The organism is Methylosinus sp. R-45379 (assembly GCF_001644125.1).
In the GTDB taxonomy this organism is placed as follows: Bacteria; Pseudomonadota; Alphaproteobacteria; order Rhizobiales; family Beijerinckiaceae; genus Methylosinus.
The window spans coordinates 38,045-52,155 of record NZ_LUUM01000201.1 but is presented as its reverse complement, the minus strand read 5'-3'; the positions used below and the strand labels follow the sequence as shown (position 1 = coordinate 52,155).

Here is a 14,111-nt window from a genome sequence, read left to right as displayed (position 1 = left end):
CCATGGCGGGATCGCTCGCAGGCAAGACTCTGCTCGTCACCGGCGCGAGCCGCGGCATAGGCCTCGCCATAGCGGAGCGCGCGGCGCGCGACGGCGCCAATGTGGCGATCGTCGCCAAAAGCGTCACGGAGCATCCCAAGCTGCCGGGGACCATCTACACCGCCGCCGCCGCGATCGAAAAAGCGGGGGGGCGGGCGCTCGCCCTGCCCTGCGACATTCGCTTCGACGCGCAGGTGGAGGAGGCCTTCGACAAGACGGCGGCGATCTTCGGCGGCGTCGATATTCTCGTCAATAATGCGAGCGCGATCGATCTGCGCGGCGTCGAAGCGATCGAGATGAAGCGCTTCGATCTGATGCATCAGATCAATGCGCGCGGGACCTTCCTCTGCGCCAAGCTCGCGCTGCCCTATCTTAAAAAATCCGCCAATCCGCACATTCTCACCCTGTCGCCGCCGCTCGATATGAGCCCGCGCTGGTTCGCGCCCAATCTCGCTTACACAATGGCGAAATATGGCATGAGCCTCGTCACTCTCGGCCTCGCGCGCGAGCTTTCCGGCAAGGTCGCGGTGAACTCGCTATGGCCGGAGACGGCGATCGCCACGGCCGCAGTGGGTAATCTGCTCGGCGGCGACGCCGTGCTACGCCGCGCGCGCAAGCCGCAGATCGTCGCCGACGCCGCCCATGCGATATTGACGCGCGCGGCGAGCGCCTGCAGCGGCAATTTCTTCATCGATGTGAATGTGCTCGCCGAGGAAGGCGTGACGGATTTCTCGCCCTATGCGGTCGATCCGAGTCAGCCGGCGATATTGGATTTCTTCCTCGACGCGCCGATCACCGCCGGCGTGCAGAAATTCCCCTTCGGCGGCTGAGCGCGCGCGCTCAGCTCAGCGCCGCAAAGCCCGAATAGAGCGTGTACAGCCCCACGATGGAGATCAGCGCGCTCGAGAAATAGGGCGCCTTGCCGGCGATCTGCTCGAAGCCGGACCAGCGGTCCGAAGCATGACGCACGCCGAGCGCCGCGACGACGCCGACTGCGACCATTGTGAGCGCGAGGCCGATGCTGAAGCACAGCACCAAAGCCGCGCCCAGCGCCATCTGCCCGAGCTGAAGGCAGAGAAGGAGCACGGTGATCGAGGCCGGGCATGGGATGAGCCCGCCGGTGAGGCCGAACACGATGATCTGTCCCGTCGTCACATGGCGGGAGGCGAAGCGTCGCTTAATGTCCTCGGCATGGGCGCGCTCATGCGCATCCATCGTCTCCTCGTCGAGAAGCAGCGAAGCGCTCTCCGCGGCGGCATGGTCGTGCGCGTGGCGATGCGAATGATCGTGATCGTGGTCGTGTCCATGCGCGTGGTCATGCGAATGATCGTGAGCATACGCGCGCGGACGGTCGCGCCAGATGCGCCATGTCATCCAGGCGGCGACGGAGAGGATCAGCGCGCCGGAGGCGATTTGCAGATAGGGCTCATTGGCCTCTGCGTTCCAATGCGCGCCGAGATAGAGCCCGGTGAGCGCGACGATCCACACGATCGTCGTATGCGAGAGCGTCGCCGAGAGGCCGAGAAGAATCGCCTGACCGACCGTGCCGCGCACCGCGACGATGAAGGCCGCCATCATCGTCTTGGAATGGCCGGGCTCGAGGCCGTGCAGCGCGCCGAGCGCGACCGCCGTCGGCGCGAACAGCCAGGCGTTGGCCGCGCCGTCCCGAAACAAATCCGCGAGATTCGCCATGCGCCCTCTATTCTCCGCCCGTGGCATATACTGACTTTCGGGCCGCCGGTTAAGTCCCTCTTCTGGGCGCGCGGCGCTTTTGCCGCGGTAAGCATGAATAGCGAAATCGCCGTCCGCGCCACATCTAATCCCTGTCCCGCCTCTTGACCGGCCCGTCGCGAGAGCCGAAACTCTCCGCATCGAGCCCGAAAGCCGCACGGTTTCATATGGATCGCCAACTCGCGTCGAGCGCGGCCGCCCAGGAGGCGACCCGGCGCGCCTTGCGGAGCCGGCGCAGCGGCGAAGGTCCGCGCATCCGCTTTGGAACCGATCGCGCCGGCATGACCGCCGCGGCGCGCAGCGAGAGCCTCACGATCGGCGCCGTCTCGCGGCCGACGCGACGCATTCGCTCGATTATTTTCGACACTGCCGTCAATGATCTGCGCAAGCAGAATATTCAGCTGCGCGGCTATGAGATGCACGGCGCCGCTTTCGTCGAGCTGAGCTGGTCGCGGCCTACGGCGCCGGGCGTGCGCGGCTCTATCGAGCTGCGCGTGCCGACGCTCGAGGTCGGCAAGATGCTCGGCTTCTCCGAGCCGCTGCGCCGCTCGATCGCCGATCGGCCGCTGGAGGCGCGCAGCGTCGCCGAGACGGAGCGACGCGAGCGCCTCGTCGAGCGCGCGCATACGCGCATCGCCGTCTACTTCGACGACGGCTTCGTCGAGTGCGGCGGACGCCGCGCCAATTTCCACGAGATCGAGCTGCAGCTCATCGAGGGCGCCGAGGAAGAATTCTGGAACGTCGCCGCCGAGCTCGCGCCGCGCATGAACGCGCGCTTTCTGCCGATGAGCGAGGCCGAGCTCGCGCTGGCGCGCGCGACCGGCGCCGGCGTCGCGCCGGTGAAAGCGCGGCGACCGACGCTCGCCGAGGACGCTTCGCTGGACGAAGCGATCGTCGCGGCGCTCTCCGCCTGTCTCGATCAATTCGTCGCCAATTGGCCGGCGCTGCAATTTCAGGCGCCGGAAGAAGCCATTCACCAGATGCGCGTGTCGCTGCGACGCTTGCGCGCCGGCGTCGGCATGCTGCGCCGCGGAGTCGTGAGCGAGGCGCTGGAAACCGCCGCCGCGCGCGCGAAGGAAATATCGGCGACGCTCGGCGCGGCGCGCAATCTCGATGTGCTCGTCGATATGCTGGTCGCCGGTCCGCTCGCCCAGGCCAATGGCGAGCCGAGCTTCTATGCGCTGCTCGATGCGGCCGAGCGGCGACGCATAGAGGCGCATGCCGCGGTCGCAGCGCTCGTCGCCGCGCCGCAGACGACGCAATTCGTCGTCGATCTGCGCGCCGCGCTCGCCGCCAGAAATTGGCGCCCGCATCCCGGCGGCGACGGACGCGCAGCGCTCGATACGAGCGCGCCCGGCTCGGCGAAGCAATTCGCCACGCGCTCGCTCGATCGGCTGCATCGCCGCGCGCTGAAGAAGAGCCGCGACCTCGCCGCGCTGACGCCCGAGCAGCGGCACCATGCGCGCATCGCCTTCAAGAAGGCGCGCTACGCCGCCGAGTTTTTCCAGTCCCTCTTCGATTCGCAAGCAAAAGCGCGCCGCTATCTGCGGCGCACGGCCGCGCTGCAGGACGAGCTCGGCGCCTTCAATGATCTCACGGTCGCGGCCGAGCTGCTGCGCGATCTCGGCGAATCCGACGTCGCTCTCGCGCCGGCGAGCGCCTTCGCCGTGGGCTGGTGCGCGCATGCGCGCGGGGGCGCCGCTGCGGACTGGAAGAAGACCGAGAAATCTTTGAAGAAGCTCGAGACCTTCTGGCGCTGAGGCGCGCGCCCGCGACGCGCGAGAGCACGCGCGAGGAACCAAGACGCGCGCGAAGCGTTGACTCTCCAAATGAACACATTGCACCAGCAGTGGCGCGCGCCGATCGAATGGACGCGGCCGCCGCCTCTCAAAATCGCCCAGATCGCGCCATTGATCGAAAGCGTGCCGCCGCGTCTCTATGGCGGAACGGAGCGCATCGTCTCCTTTCTCACCGAGGAGCTCGTCGCGCAGGGCCATGAGGTCACGCTCTTTTCGAGCGGCGGCTCCGTCACTTCCGCGCGACACATCCCCTGCAGCGACCTGCCGCTGCGCCAGATGCGCGCGAGCGATCCGACGCCGAGCTATCTGCTGATGCTCGATCGCGTGCGCCGCATGGCCTCGCGATTCGACATTTTGCATTTTCATATCGATCAGCTGCATTTTCCGCTGTTTCGCGACATTGCGGCGCATACGCTGACGACGCTGCACGGACGCCAGGACCTTCCCGATCTCGAGCGCCTCTACGCCGGCTTTCCGGAAATGCCGCTCGTATCCATATCGGACTCGCAACGCGAAGCGGTTCCGCACGCCAATTTCGTCGGGACTGTAATGAACGGCCTGCCGCTCGATCTGCTCACGCCGACGCTGCGTCCTGCGGGCGATTATCTTGCCTTTCTCGGCCGCGCCTCGCCGGAGAAAGGTCTCGATCACGCAATCGCCATCGCGCGCGCCGTCGGCCTGCCGCTCGAGATCGCGGCCAAGGTCGATCTGCCGGACAAGGCCTATTTCCACGAGCGCATCGAGCCGCTGCTGTCGCTTCCCGGAATCGAGTTCGTCGGCGAGATCGACGACCGTCGCAAGAGCCGCTTTCTCGGCGAGGCGCGCGCGCTGCTGTTTCCGATCGAATGGCCCGAGCCTTTCGGCCTCGTCATGATCGAGGCCATGGCCTGCGGCACGCCAGTGCTGGCCTTTCGTCGCGGCTCCGCGCCGGAGATCATCGAGGAGGGCGTCACCGGCGCGCTGGTGGACAATGTCGAGGAGGCGATCGCGCGCCTCGGACGCGTGCTCGCGCTCGACCGCGCGCAGATCCGGCGACGCTTCGAGATGCGCTTTTCCGCCGCGCGAATGGCGGCGGAATATGTGGCCATCTACCGCCGCCTGCTGCGCGCGCCGGCGCCGGCCGAGCTGCGCGCGCATCCCATTGTGCTGCCGCCGACCTATTTCAGCAGGAATGTCGAGGAACAAATCGAACCGGACGACTCATATCCCCCGCGCTAGCGAGAGCGCGCCAGCGCGCCACGCGCAAGATTCCGGCGCGCCGCCGGACGCCGGCGCCGATGCGCCGCAGGCGCATGAGCTGCAATTCTATATTCCGGCGACCGGCCCGCCCTCGCGGCCGCGCCGCACGCTCAAGCACGACGACACATTCGCCGTATTCGACAGCCATGGCGACATTGGCGCGACGGCGGGCGGGCCGGACGGGCTCTTCGATCACGACACGCGCTATCTCTCGCATCTCGAGCTCTTGATCGAAGGCGCGCAGCCCTTGCTGCTCGACTCCGCCATACGCGACGACAATCTGAGCTTTTATGTCGATCTCACCAATCCCGACATTTTCCGCGACGAGAAGATCGCGCTGCTGAAAGACTCGGTCTATGTCTCGCGCACGCTCTACCTCAAGGACGGCTCGCTGCGCGAACGGCTCGAGGTCTCCAATCAGAGCGCCGAGGAGGTTCGGCTCAATCTGTCGATCGGCTTCGGCAATGATTTCGCCGATATTTTCGAGGTGCGCGGCGTCAGGCGCGCGCAACGCGGACGCGCCTGGGCGCAGCTTCTGGCGGCGGGCGCTGTCGCGCTCTATTATCGCGGGCTCGACGGCGTGCTGCGCGAAACGGCGCTCTCCTTCGAGCCCGATCCTTCGCTGCTCGTCGACAGCGTCGCCACCTATTCGCTGCGGCTCGCGCCGCGCCAGGCGCAAACCATCTTCCTCACCGCCGCGAGCCGCGGACGTCTGCCGAAATCGACGCAATCCTTCTTCAACGGATTGACCGGCCTGCATCGAGAATTGAAAGCCGCCGCCGGCCAGAGCGCGCATGTCGAGACGGCCGATCCGACGCTCAATCAGATCCTCTGGCGCTCGACCGCGGATGTGCGCATGCTGCTCACCAAGACGGCGGACGGCAGCTATCCTTACGCCGGCATTCCCTGGTATTCGACCACATTCGGACGCGACGGCATCATCACCGCATTGCAGATGCTGTGGTTCGACCCCAGCATCGCCGTCGGCGTGCTGAAGCGTCTCGCCGCGCATCAAGCGGAGGATTTCGACGCGCGCGCCGACAGCGAGCCCGGGAAGATTCTGCACGAGATGCGCGACGGCGAGATGGCCGCGCTCGGCGAGGTGCCCTTCGGCCTCTATTACGGCTCGGTGGATTCGACGCCGCTCTTCGTCGTTCTCGCCGGCTATTACGCGCGTCGCACCGGCGATTATGCGCTGGTGCGCGAGCTATGGCCCGCGATAGAGCGCGCGCTCGCCTGGATCGACGGGCCGGGCGACCCGGACGGCGACGGCTTTGTCGAATATGCGCGCCATACCGAACAGGGCCTGCGCAATCAGGGCTGGAAGGATTCGCATGATTCCGTCTTCCACGCCGATGGGCGTCTCGCGGATGGGCCGATCGCGCTGGTCGAGGCGCAGGCGTATGTCTATGCGGCGAGGCGCCTCGCGGCGCATTGCGCGCGCGAGCTCGGCCTGCACGCGCGCGCCGATGAGCTGGCGCGCGCCGCCGAAGCGCTGCGCGTGCGTTTCGAGGAGGCTTTCTGGTGCGAGGAGATCGGCAGCTATGCGCTGGCGCTGGACGGCGAGAAGAAGCAGTGCAAAGTGCGCACGAGCAATGCGGGACATGCGCTCTATGCAGGCATAGCGCGGCCGGACCGCGCGCAGCGCGTCGCCGATGGGCTGCTCGACTCCAAGTTCTTTTCGGGCTGGGGCTTGCGCACTGTGGCGCGCGGCGAAAGCCGCTACAATCCCATGTCCTATCACAATGGCTCCATATGGCCGCATGACAATGCGCTGATCGCGCATGGGCTCGGCCGCTATGGCTTCAAGGAGGGCGTCGCGGCGGTATTCGACTCGCTGATCCGCGCGGCCAGCTATATGGAGGCGCGCCGCATTCCAGAGCTCTATTGCGGCTTTCGCCGGCGTCACGGACGCGGCCCGACGCTCTATCCCGCAGCCTGCTCACCGCAGGCCTGGGCCGCGAGCGCGCCTTTCCTCTTCATCCAGACGATGCTCGGCCTCGAGTTCGACCATAAGGCGCGACAAATTCGCCTGGTGAATCCGTCCGTGCCGCTCTCGGCCGGCGAGATCGTCATACGCAATCTCTCGCTCGGCGAGGCGCGCGTCGATCTGGCGCTGAAGCAGGATGCGCGCTCTGCCATCTCTCTGCATGTGCTGCGAACGATCGGCGACGTCCAAGTGTCGCTCGTCTTCGATCCAGATGTGCGCGAGCATCCGCTCACGGCCAAGGGCTGAGCGAGCGGCGGAACCTTTCCGACGGCGCCGCGTTGCTTCGGGACGATCGCGCCCACAGGAGGAACTGCCGATGGCGAGCGCCAATCCGGGTTTCAATCTCGTCTCCAGCGAGGATGTCGAAGGCACGACCGTCTTCGACCGGCTCGGCAATCAGCTCGGAGAAATCGATCATCTGATGATCGACAAGGTCTCGGGCCGCGTGCGCTACGCCGTGATGAGCTTCGGCGGCTTTCTCGGCCTCGGCCACAGCCATTATCCGCTGCCGTGGAACTCGCTCTCCTATGACAATGAGCGCGAGGGCTATATCGCCGACATCGTCGAGCAGCAGCTGCAGGATGCGCCGGAATTCAGCGACGACAGCTGGACCGATCGCGACTGGGAGAAGCGCGTTCACGAGCACTATCACGCGCGCCCCTATTGGGACGAGCAGCAGTCGCCGCAATGGCAGAACGAGCAGCCGCGTCCGCGGGGCTGAGGCGCGCCGCCTTGCGGCTGGCTCCAGGATCGACAGGCTTCGCCGCTATGCGTTAGAAATTTCAGATCGTCGATTCGCGTTGCGCTTTTTCTCGACTCGCTTTTCCGAATGGAGATTTTCTCGTGACTCTTCGACGCTTCGCGGCGCGCGGCCTCGTCGCCGCGCTTCTCATCGCTCCGTCGACCTCCGCTTACGCGCAGGCCGACGGATTTTTCGTTCCCGATCTCACCGGGCCTGTGCCGGGCGCGGTTCCGGCGCTGACGCCGGGCGTCCTCACCGCCACGCCCTATTCCTACTATTACCGCTATCCGGCGCCCTATCCTTACGTCTACGCCCGCAATGGCTGTCTCGTGAATGCGGGCGTCTACGACAATTGGGGCGCCTTTCTCGGCTATCAGAGGCTGCGCGTCGCCTGCTGATCGGCGACGCGCTTGTCGAGCAGGACCTGATTGGCGTCCAGCGAAAACTCCTTCCACGCCGCCGCAATGTCGAGCAGCGTGACCTGGAGATAATCCTTGGACGGCTTGTGCTCCTCCGGAAAATTGGAGAGCGCGCAAGAGGTTCGGTTATAGTCGATGACGCCGTCGAGCAGCTCCTGAATGAAGCCGTCGAAGGCCTTTTGCGCCAGCGGCGTCAGATCGGAGCGACCCTTGTCGACGGAGACGACGGAATGATCGAAGGGCAGGCCCTCGAGCACGGCGAGCGCCTCCTTCAGCACCGCCTCCATCGCGCCGAGCATGGCGCGCTGGGTGATCTGCTCTTTCTGGCCGTTGGAGAGGCCGAAATTCAGCCGCTGGCGATAGCTGGCGAAAGTGGGCGCGCGCTTGGCGTTCACCCATTCGCGGAAACGCGCCATGCTGGCTTCGTTGAGCGCCTCGCCCGAGGCGCCTTCGCCGGATATCATCGTCGACGTCTCCTTCTGATCGAGAAGGCGCAGCCTTATGCGCTCGGCCGCGACCAGCGCGCCTTCGAGATAGCCGCCGCCCTCACGCGCGGTCTCGGCGCCGCCGAGATAGAGCTTGCCCTCCCAGAAGGCCTGCCGCAGCAGCGGATCGCCATAGTCGGGGTGCTCGGACGGGGGCGTCAGATCGATCGTCGCGCAGGTGAAGGGCTCGTGCGCCCAATCCTGCACATGCTGCTCGCCATCCTCGACCGACCTGCCGAACAATTGGACGAATTGACTTTCGATCAGCATGGACATGCCGCCGCTGAACGCGTCCCGCAGCTCTGCGGAGAGCGCGAAGAAGCCGCCGATCGCCGCGCGCTCGCCGCTGGCGTCGCAGGCGTCGAAAATCTCGCCGAGAACGGCCTGCTCATGCGTGGCGAAAGCATTGCCGGAATGCTCGTCCGCGCGCCAGGCCGGCGCGCCGGAGAAGCCGACCAGGGCCTTGGCCTGCGCCGCCATCCAGGTCGGCGCGCTGCGCATGGCGTTGCGGCTCAGCGCATCGAGCTCCGGCTGGAAGGCGAGATGCTCGGCCAGCAGGCGCGGCGGCAGCGCCAGCACGGCCCGCTTGGCGGTCACGGTCTCGGTCTTGCCGTCCGACTCGAAGGTCAGCTCCACATGATCGCCGCGATCGGCGATGGCCCGGAGCACAGAAGAGAGATGGATCGCCTCCGCCGGAACCGCCGCAGTCAGCGCCTCGATCAGCGAGGCCATGCCGCCCTCCAGCCGACGCGCGCCGGAATGGAGATTGGGCGTCATGCGCGTCTCGGGCTTTTTGTCGCCGAAGGCGAGCAGCAGCGCCGTGCCCGGATCATATTGCGGAAAATCCGTGAGGCCGAGCTCCTTCACCAGAGCGGTGATGGTCGGCTGCGTGTCCGGCCAGAACCAAGTCGGACCCATATCGACGCGCATTCCCGAGGCTTTGTCCTCGACCGACAACACGCGGCCGCCGAGCCGCGGACGCGCCTCATAGAGCGCAAAGCTCACCCCTGCCCCGGCGAGGCCGCGCGCCAGCGCCAAGCCGCAGGCCCCGCCCCCGACAATCACAACGTCCAGCATCGTTCAGCTCCTGAGCCGTCTGGCCTTTTGCTGAAAGCGACGCAAAGGGCGTGCCGGGATTTTGTCGCTTTTGCGCCCTTTCCGGGCTGGCGCCTCGCGTGCAATAGCGGCAAGCCTCCGATGGAGAGACCGCAGTGACGCAAGACCGCAACCGCCTCGGCGAGGAGACGAGCCCCTATCTCCTCCAGCACAAGGACAATCCCGTCCATTGGCGCGCGTGGTCGGCGGAGACGCTGGCGCTCGCCAAAGAGCGCGGCAAGCCCATCCTGCTCTCCAGCGGCTACGCCGCCTGCCATTGGTGCCATGTGATGGCGGCCGAGAGCTTCGAGAGCGAGGCGATCGCCACGCTGATGAACGAGAATTTCGTCAATGTGAAGGTCGATCGCGAGGAGCGGCCGGACATAGACCATCTCTATCAGCAGGCGCTGCAGCTCACCGGACGGCGCGGCGGCTGGCCGCTCACAATGTTCCTGACGCCGGACGGCGAGCCCTTTTGGGGCGGCACTTATTTTCCGCCGGAGCCGCGCTATGGAATGCCCGGCTTCGCCGATATTCTGAAGGCGATCTCCGAGCTCTGGCGCGAGAAGCCGGAGGTGGTGACGCGCAATGTGACGGCGATCGGCGACGGGCTGAATCGTCTCGCCGAGACCGCGCCGGCGGATCCGATCTCGCCCGATCTCGTCGAGACGATCGCCGAAAAGCTCGACGGCTATATCGATCGCGTCAATGGCGGCGTCGGCGGCGCGCCGAAATTTCCGCAGGCGGCGAGCCTCGAATTTCTCTGGCGCGCGTGGAAGCGCACGGGACGCGCCTCTTATCGCGAGGCCGTGGTGACGACGCTCGATCATATTTGCCAGGGCGGCATCTACGATCATCTCGCGGGCGGCTTCGCGCGCTATTCGACCGATGAGCGCTGGCTCGTCCCCCATTTCGAGAAAATGCTCTATGACAACGCCCAGCTCGTCGATCTGCTGACGCTCGTCTGGCAAGAAGAGAAGAAGCCGCTCTACGCCGCGCGCATAGAGGAAACCATCGACTGGGCGCTGCGCGAAATGCGCCTCGCAGAAGGCGTCTTCGCGAGCAGCCTCGACGCCGACAGCGAGCATGAAGAAGGCAAATTCTATGTCTGGACCGCGGCCAAAGCAGACGCCGTTCTCGGCGAGCGCGCCGCGGCGTTCCGCGCCGTCTACGACATAGAGGACGGCGGCAATTGGGAAGGCAAATCCATTCCCAATCGCCTGCATTCGATGGAACTGCTGTCGGCGGAAGAAGAAGCCGCGCTCGCTCTGGATCGCGCAAAGCTTTTGGCGGCGCGCGCGGCGCGCGTGCGGCCGGGCCGCGACGACAAGGCGCTCGCCGATTGGAACGGGCTGATGATCGCCGCAATAGCCAGCGCCGCGCAGGTCTTCGAGCGGAACGACTGGCTCGCTGCGGCGACCGCGGCCTTCGATTTCATCGCCGCGAAAATGACGACCGCCGACGGAAGGCTGCTGCACTCCTATGGCGCCGGCCGCGCGAAACATATGGCCGTGCTGGACGATTACGCCGATCTCACGCGCGCCGCTCTGGCGCTCCATGACGCGACCGGCGAAGCGCGTTTCCTCGAGCGCGGACGCGATTGGATCGAGATCGTCGAGACGCATTATCGCGACGCCAGCGCCGGCGGCTATTTCTTCACCGCCGACGACGCGGAAGCGCTGATCCGCCGCTCGAAAATCGCCGAGGACGCCCCCTTGCCGTCTGGCAATGGGACGATGACGCATGTTCTGGCGCAGCTCTATCATCTCACTGGCGACGATCGCTATCGCGCCCGCGCCGAATCCATGCTCGCGGCTTTCGCCAGCGCCGTGCGGCGCGGCATGCTCGGCTATTCCACTCTGCTGAACGGCGCCGAGACTTTGCGCGACGGATTGCAGATCGTCATCATCGGCGCGCACGAAGCCAGCGATACAGCTGCGCTGCTGCGCATCGTTCATGGCGTGAGCCTGCCCGGCCGCACGCTCGCCATAGTGAGGCCGGGCGCCGAGCTGCCCCAAACGCATCCGGCCGCCGGCAAGACGCAGATCAATGGCGAAGCTGCGGCCTATGTCTGCCGCGGCGCGACCTGCTCGCTGCCCATTGTCGAGGCTGCGGAGCTGGAAAAAGCGCTACGCGCCCCGCGCTGAAGGCGTCTTCCACGCCAGCGCCGCCGCATAGCCCGGCGGCGCCTCGAGACGCGCGACGCGAAGATCGCCCCAATCCGCCTCGGCATGGCGCAGATCATAGAGATCGCCCTGCCCCGGCCACACAGAGAAGGCCTGCAGCTTCTCCGTTATGCCGAGGCCGAGCGCCTTCAGCGCCGCCTCCTTGGCCACCCAACGCTCGAAAAAGCCGGCGGCGTCGATCCCTTCGCGCTCTTCTCGCGTCAAGGCGATGGAGGAGAGACCGGCGACATCCACCTTTCGATCCGCGCGCTCTATGTCGACGCCGACCTCCCAATGACGCGAGACGGCGATGAGCGCGCAAGCGCTGGAATGCGAGACATTGAAGAAGACGCCCGCTCCGGCGAGCCCGAGCTTGCCGTAAGCCCCGGCGTCGAAGCGCAGCGCCGCCGGTTCGACGCCGAGCCTCTCGCCGATGAGACGCCGCAGAGCCGCGCGCGTCGAGATCATGCGCAGCCGATCCTCATGCCGCAAGAAGCGCAACGCTCTCTCGCGCTCCTCCACGCTCAGCGTGTCCCAATCGGCCTCGGACCAGGGCGCGGCGAGATCGAAATCGAGACGCGTGATCTCGATCCGCCCTTCGCTCACCGCGGGAGCCCAAGAATGCGCCACTGCATGCGCCAATGGATGCGTCACGCGTCCCCCTATCGCTGCGCCTCCGCGACCGGCGCGGCGAGCGTCTCGATCGCTCTCTCGAAAGCCGAAGCGCTCGCGCTGCGCAGCGGACAATAGGGAATGCCATGGCTTTCGCACAAGCTCTTCACTGCGCCGACAGCGCGATGGCTGACGCAATCGACGGGAAAGAACACGGCGTCGGCGCGTCGCACCAGCTCGCTCAGCATGGCGCGATTGTCCTCCACGCCGCCGTCATGATGGATGAGCGACCCATTGCGCTGCTCGACGAGACGCTGCAGCCGGCACACTGTGCGCGGCCGGCCGCCGACATAGAGCAGGCAGCGGCCGCACAGATCCGTTTCGCTCTCGCGCGGCTCGTCGGCGATGGGCGCCGCCGCCACGGCGATCTCGGAAACGATCGGCGCCGGGGCGGCGCGCGTCTCCTTCGCCTTCGTCCGCTCGAGGCGGCGCTCGAGGCGCGTATGATCCTCGCGCAATTCGGCATGCGAGAGGCGGAGCGCCGCGAGCTCGCGCAATGTCTCGTCGCTGCGCTCCGCCGCGCGCAAAATGTCGACCTCGCGGCGCAGACTCTCGCATTCGGCGGCGAGCGTGCGCGCCTCGCGAAGCTGCGCGCCGAGCCGGGCGATCTCGTCGCGCAGCACAGTCAGCTCGTCATTGCGCTCGGCGATGACGCTGGCGAGACGCCGCGCGATCTCGGCCTTCTCGCGTCGCGCTTCGGCCACCTCGCGAGCGTCGCCGCGATGCGCGGCGCCGCTCAGATGCGACATCATGTGAATATCGCCGAAAATGCGCGTCTCCACACCGGGCGTGAGCCGCGGATGGCCGATCAGCGCCCAATAGGCGCCGGGCACGAAGCCATTGTCGACCGCGCTCTCCCAATAGGCGAGCAGCGCCTCCTCGCCGTCGAGCGCCTTGGCCTTACGGATCGCGCCTTCATAGCGCGTGTCGAGATGCTTCTGCACGGCGCGCGAGACGATGTTCTCATCATGCATCTTCTCGACGAAGAGGCCATGCACCTGGTAATCATTGTAGCGCGCTTCCTCGCCGAGGAAGCCGGTGCGCCGCGCGATCTTGCGCAATTCCGCGATCGTCAGACAAGTGCCGACGATCGAGCAATGCGACGCGCCGATGATCTCCCATATGCGGCGGCGTGCGCCCGCCTCCCGCCGCGCGGCGGGCGCGAGCTCGAAGCCCTCGCTCGCCATGGCGGATTTCAGCACGCTCAATGAAACGAGAGGCCGCCGCTCGCTCATGGCGCCGTCTCCACCGCCAAATCGTCACGCGCATTGGTCTGCGCGAGCACGGCGTCGAAACCCTCGAATTCTGGATGGCCGACATAGAGCGGCTTGTTCTTGCCGGCGTCCTTATGCGAATCGCGGAATTGCTGCGACGTCGTCCAGGCGAGGAAGCTCGCCTTGGTCTCCCACATCGTATGCGAGGCGTAGAGCGTGTGATCCTCGCGCTCCGGCCCGCGCAGCAGATGGAAGGAGAGGAAGCCCTCCATCTCCTCGAGGCGCGTGCGGCGCGACGCCCAAATCTGCTCGAACGCCTTTTCCTCGCCCTTGACCACCTTGAACCGATTCATTGCGATGAACATGCCGAGCTCCTTTTCGTCGGCCGCGCATGGCGGCCGGAATTGGAGGCCATCGTCGCCCGCCGCCGCGCTGCGATCAAGCCCCGCCTCGGCCGAGGAGGCTGCAAGATTTCCAAAATCCTACTCTGCAAGCTTTCCAGCCGCAGCTCCACGATATCG

The 14,111-nt window shown here is 66.3% G+C and carries 12 protein-coding genes; 7 read left to right on the top strand and 5 right to left on the bottom strand.

Going from position 1 to position 14,111, the window contains the following annotated elements; all coding sequences use genetic code 11:
* Positions 1-2 precede the first annotated feature (2 nt).
* Positions 3-869 (top strand): NAD(P)-dependent oxidoreductase, encoded by an 867-nt coding sequence (locus A1351_RS08580; protein ID WP_026598990.1) that lies wholly within the window; start codon positions 3-5, stop codon positions 867-869.
* Positions 870-879: 10 nt separating this feature from the next.
* On the opposite strand, the gene A1351_RS08575 is transcribed toward A1351_RS08580, so the two are convergent.
* Positions 880-1,731: a nickel/cobalt efflux transporter gene (locus A1351_RS08575; RefSeq protein ID WP_064032766.1), complete on the bottom strand. Its 852-nt coding sequence runs from the start codon at positions 1,729-1,731 to the stop codon at positions 880-882.
* Between the two features lie 206 nt (positions 1,732-1,937).
* Here A1351_RS08575 and A1351_RS08570 point away from each other — a divergent pair, with 206 nt between their 5' ends.
* The 5 genes from A1351_RS08570 (at position 1,938) to A1351_RS08550 (ending at position 7,938) form a co-directional block, all read left to right on the top strand.
* Positions 1,938-3,530, top strand: a complete 1,593-nt coding sequence (locus tag A1351_RS08570) for a CHAD domain-containing protein (RefSeq protein WP_064032765.1) — start codon at positions 1,938-1,940, stop codon at positions 3,528-3,530.
* A gap of 69 nt (positions 3,531-3,599) precedes the next feature.
* A complete protein-coding gene (locus A1351_RS08565) occupies positions 3,600-4,787 on the top strand; it encodes a glycosyltransferase family 4 protein (RefSeq protein ID WP_024880505.1) in 1,188 nt (395 codons plus the stop codon).
* The gene (locus A1351_RS08560; protein ID WP_064032764.1) at positions 4,741-7,044 is read left to right on the top strand and encodes an amylo-alpha-1,6-glucosidase; all 2,304 of its coding nucleotides are present in this window, start codon (positions 4,741-4,743) and stop codon (positions 7,042-7,044) included. Before A1351_RS08565 ends, A1351_RS08560 begins: the two co-directional genes overlap by 47 nt.
* Positions 7,045-7,114: 70 nt before the next feature.
* Complete coding sequence (locus A1351_RS08555) at positions 7,115-7,519, top strand: PRC-barrel domain-containing protein (protein ID WP_064032763.1); 405 nt, start codon at positions 7,115-7,117, stop codon at positions 7,517-7,519.
* A 122-nt stretch (positions 7,520-7,641) separates the two neighbouring features.
* Positions 7,642-7,938, top strand: a complete 297-nt coding sequence (locus tag A1351_RS08550) for a hypothetical protein (protein ID WP_064032762.1) — start codon at positions 7,642-7,644, stop codon at positions 7,936-7,938.
* Here the strand turns inward: A1351_RS08550 and A1351_RS08545 are convergent.
* Positions 7,914-9,521 carry an FAD-dependent oxidoreductase gene (locus A1351_RS08545; RefSeq protein ID WP_026598995.1) on the bottom strand — a complete coding sequence of 536 codons (1,608 nt, stop codon included), beginning with the start codon at positions 9,519-9,521 and terminating at the stop codon, positions 7,914-7,916. The two genes, A1351_RS08550 and A1351_RS08545, sit on opposite strands and share 25 nt — an antisense overlap.
* Positions 9,522-9,655: 134 nt before the next feature.
* Between A1351_RS08545 and A1351_RS08540 the strand changes: the two genes are divergently transcribed.
* The gene (locus tag A1351_RS08540; RefSeq protein ID WP_064032761.1) at positions 9,656-11,686 is read left to right on the top strand and encodes a thioredoxin domain-containing protein; all 2,031 of its coding nucleotides are present in this window, start codon (positions 9,656-9,658) and stop codon (positions 11,684-11,686) included.
* Here the strand turns inward: A1351_RS08540 and A1351_RS08535 are convergent.
* The 3 genes from A1351_RS08535 to A1351_RS08525 are packed head-to-tail and all read right to left on the bottom strand — an operon-like array spanning position 11,669 to position 13,955.
* Positions 11,669-12,358 (bottom strand): 4'-phosphopantetheinyl transferase superfamily protein, encoded by a 690-nt coding sequence (locus A1351_RS08535; RefSeq protein WP_134188078.1) that lies wholly within the window; start codon positions 12,356-12,358, stop codon positions 11,669-11,671. The genes A1351_RS08540 and A1351_RS08535 overlap by 18 nt on opposite strands.
* Positions 12,359-12,366: 8 nt before the next feature.
* Positions 12,367-13,611, bottom strand: a complete 1,245-nt coding sequence (locus tag A1351_RS08530; protein WP_064032760.1) for a DUF2325 domain-containing protein — start codon at positions 13,609-13,611, stop codon at positions 12,367-12,369.
* The gene (locus A1351_RS08525; RefSeq protein ID WP_024880513.1) at positions 13,608-13,955 is read right to left on the bottom strand and encodes an antibiotic biosynthesis monooxygenase; all 348 of its coding nucleotides are present in this window, start codon (positions 13,953-13,955) and stop codon (positions 13,608-13,610) included. Before A1351_RS08525 ends, A1351_RS08530 begins: the two co-directional genes overlap by 4 nt.
* Between the last annotated feature and the right edge of the window lie 156 nt (positions 13,956-14,111).

Bases quoted from the DNA above. Each gene is read 5' to 3' on its own strand.
- A1351_RS08575 (WP_064032766.1), bottom strand. From the start codon at position 1,731: ATGGCGAATCTCGCGGATTTGTTTCGGGACGGCGCGGCCAACGCCTGG.
- A1351_RS08565 (WP_024880505.1), top strand. From the start codon at position 3,600: ATGAACACATTGCACCAGCAGTGGCGCGCGCCGATCGAATGGACGCGG.
- A1351_RS08580 (WP_026598990.1), top strand. From the start codon at position 3: ATGGCGGGATCGCTCGCAGGCAAGACTCTGCTCGTCACCGGCGCGAGC.
- A1351_RS08525 (WP_024880513.1), bottom strand. From the start codon at position 13,955: ATGTTCATCGCAATGAATCGGTTCAAGGTGGTCAAGGGCGAGGAAAAG.
- A1351_RS08545 (WP_026598995.1), bottom strand. From the start codon at position 9,521: ATGCTGGACGTTGTGATTGTCGGGGGCGGGGCCTGCGGCTTGGCGCTG.
- A1351_RS08530 (WP_064032760.1), bottom strand. From the start codon at position 13,611: ATGAGCGAGCGGCGGCCTCTCGTTTCATTGAGCGTGCTGAAATCCGCC.
- A1351_RS08560 (WP_064032764.1), top strand. From the start codon at position 4,741: ATGTCGAGGAACAAATCGAACCGGACGACTCATATCCCCCGCGCTAGC.
- A1351_RS08555 (WP_064032763.1), top strand. From the start codon at position 7,115: ATGGCGAGCGCCAATCCGGGTTTCAATCTCGTCTCCAGCGAGGATGTC.
- A1351_RS08570 (WP_064032765.1), top strand. From the start codon at position 1,938: ATGGATCGCCAACTCGCGTCGAGCGCGGCCGCCCAGGAGGCGACCCGG.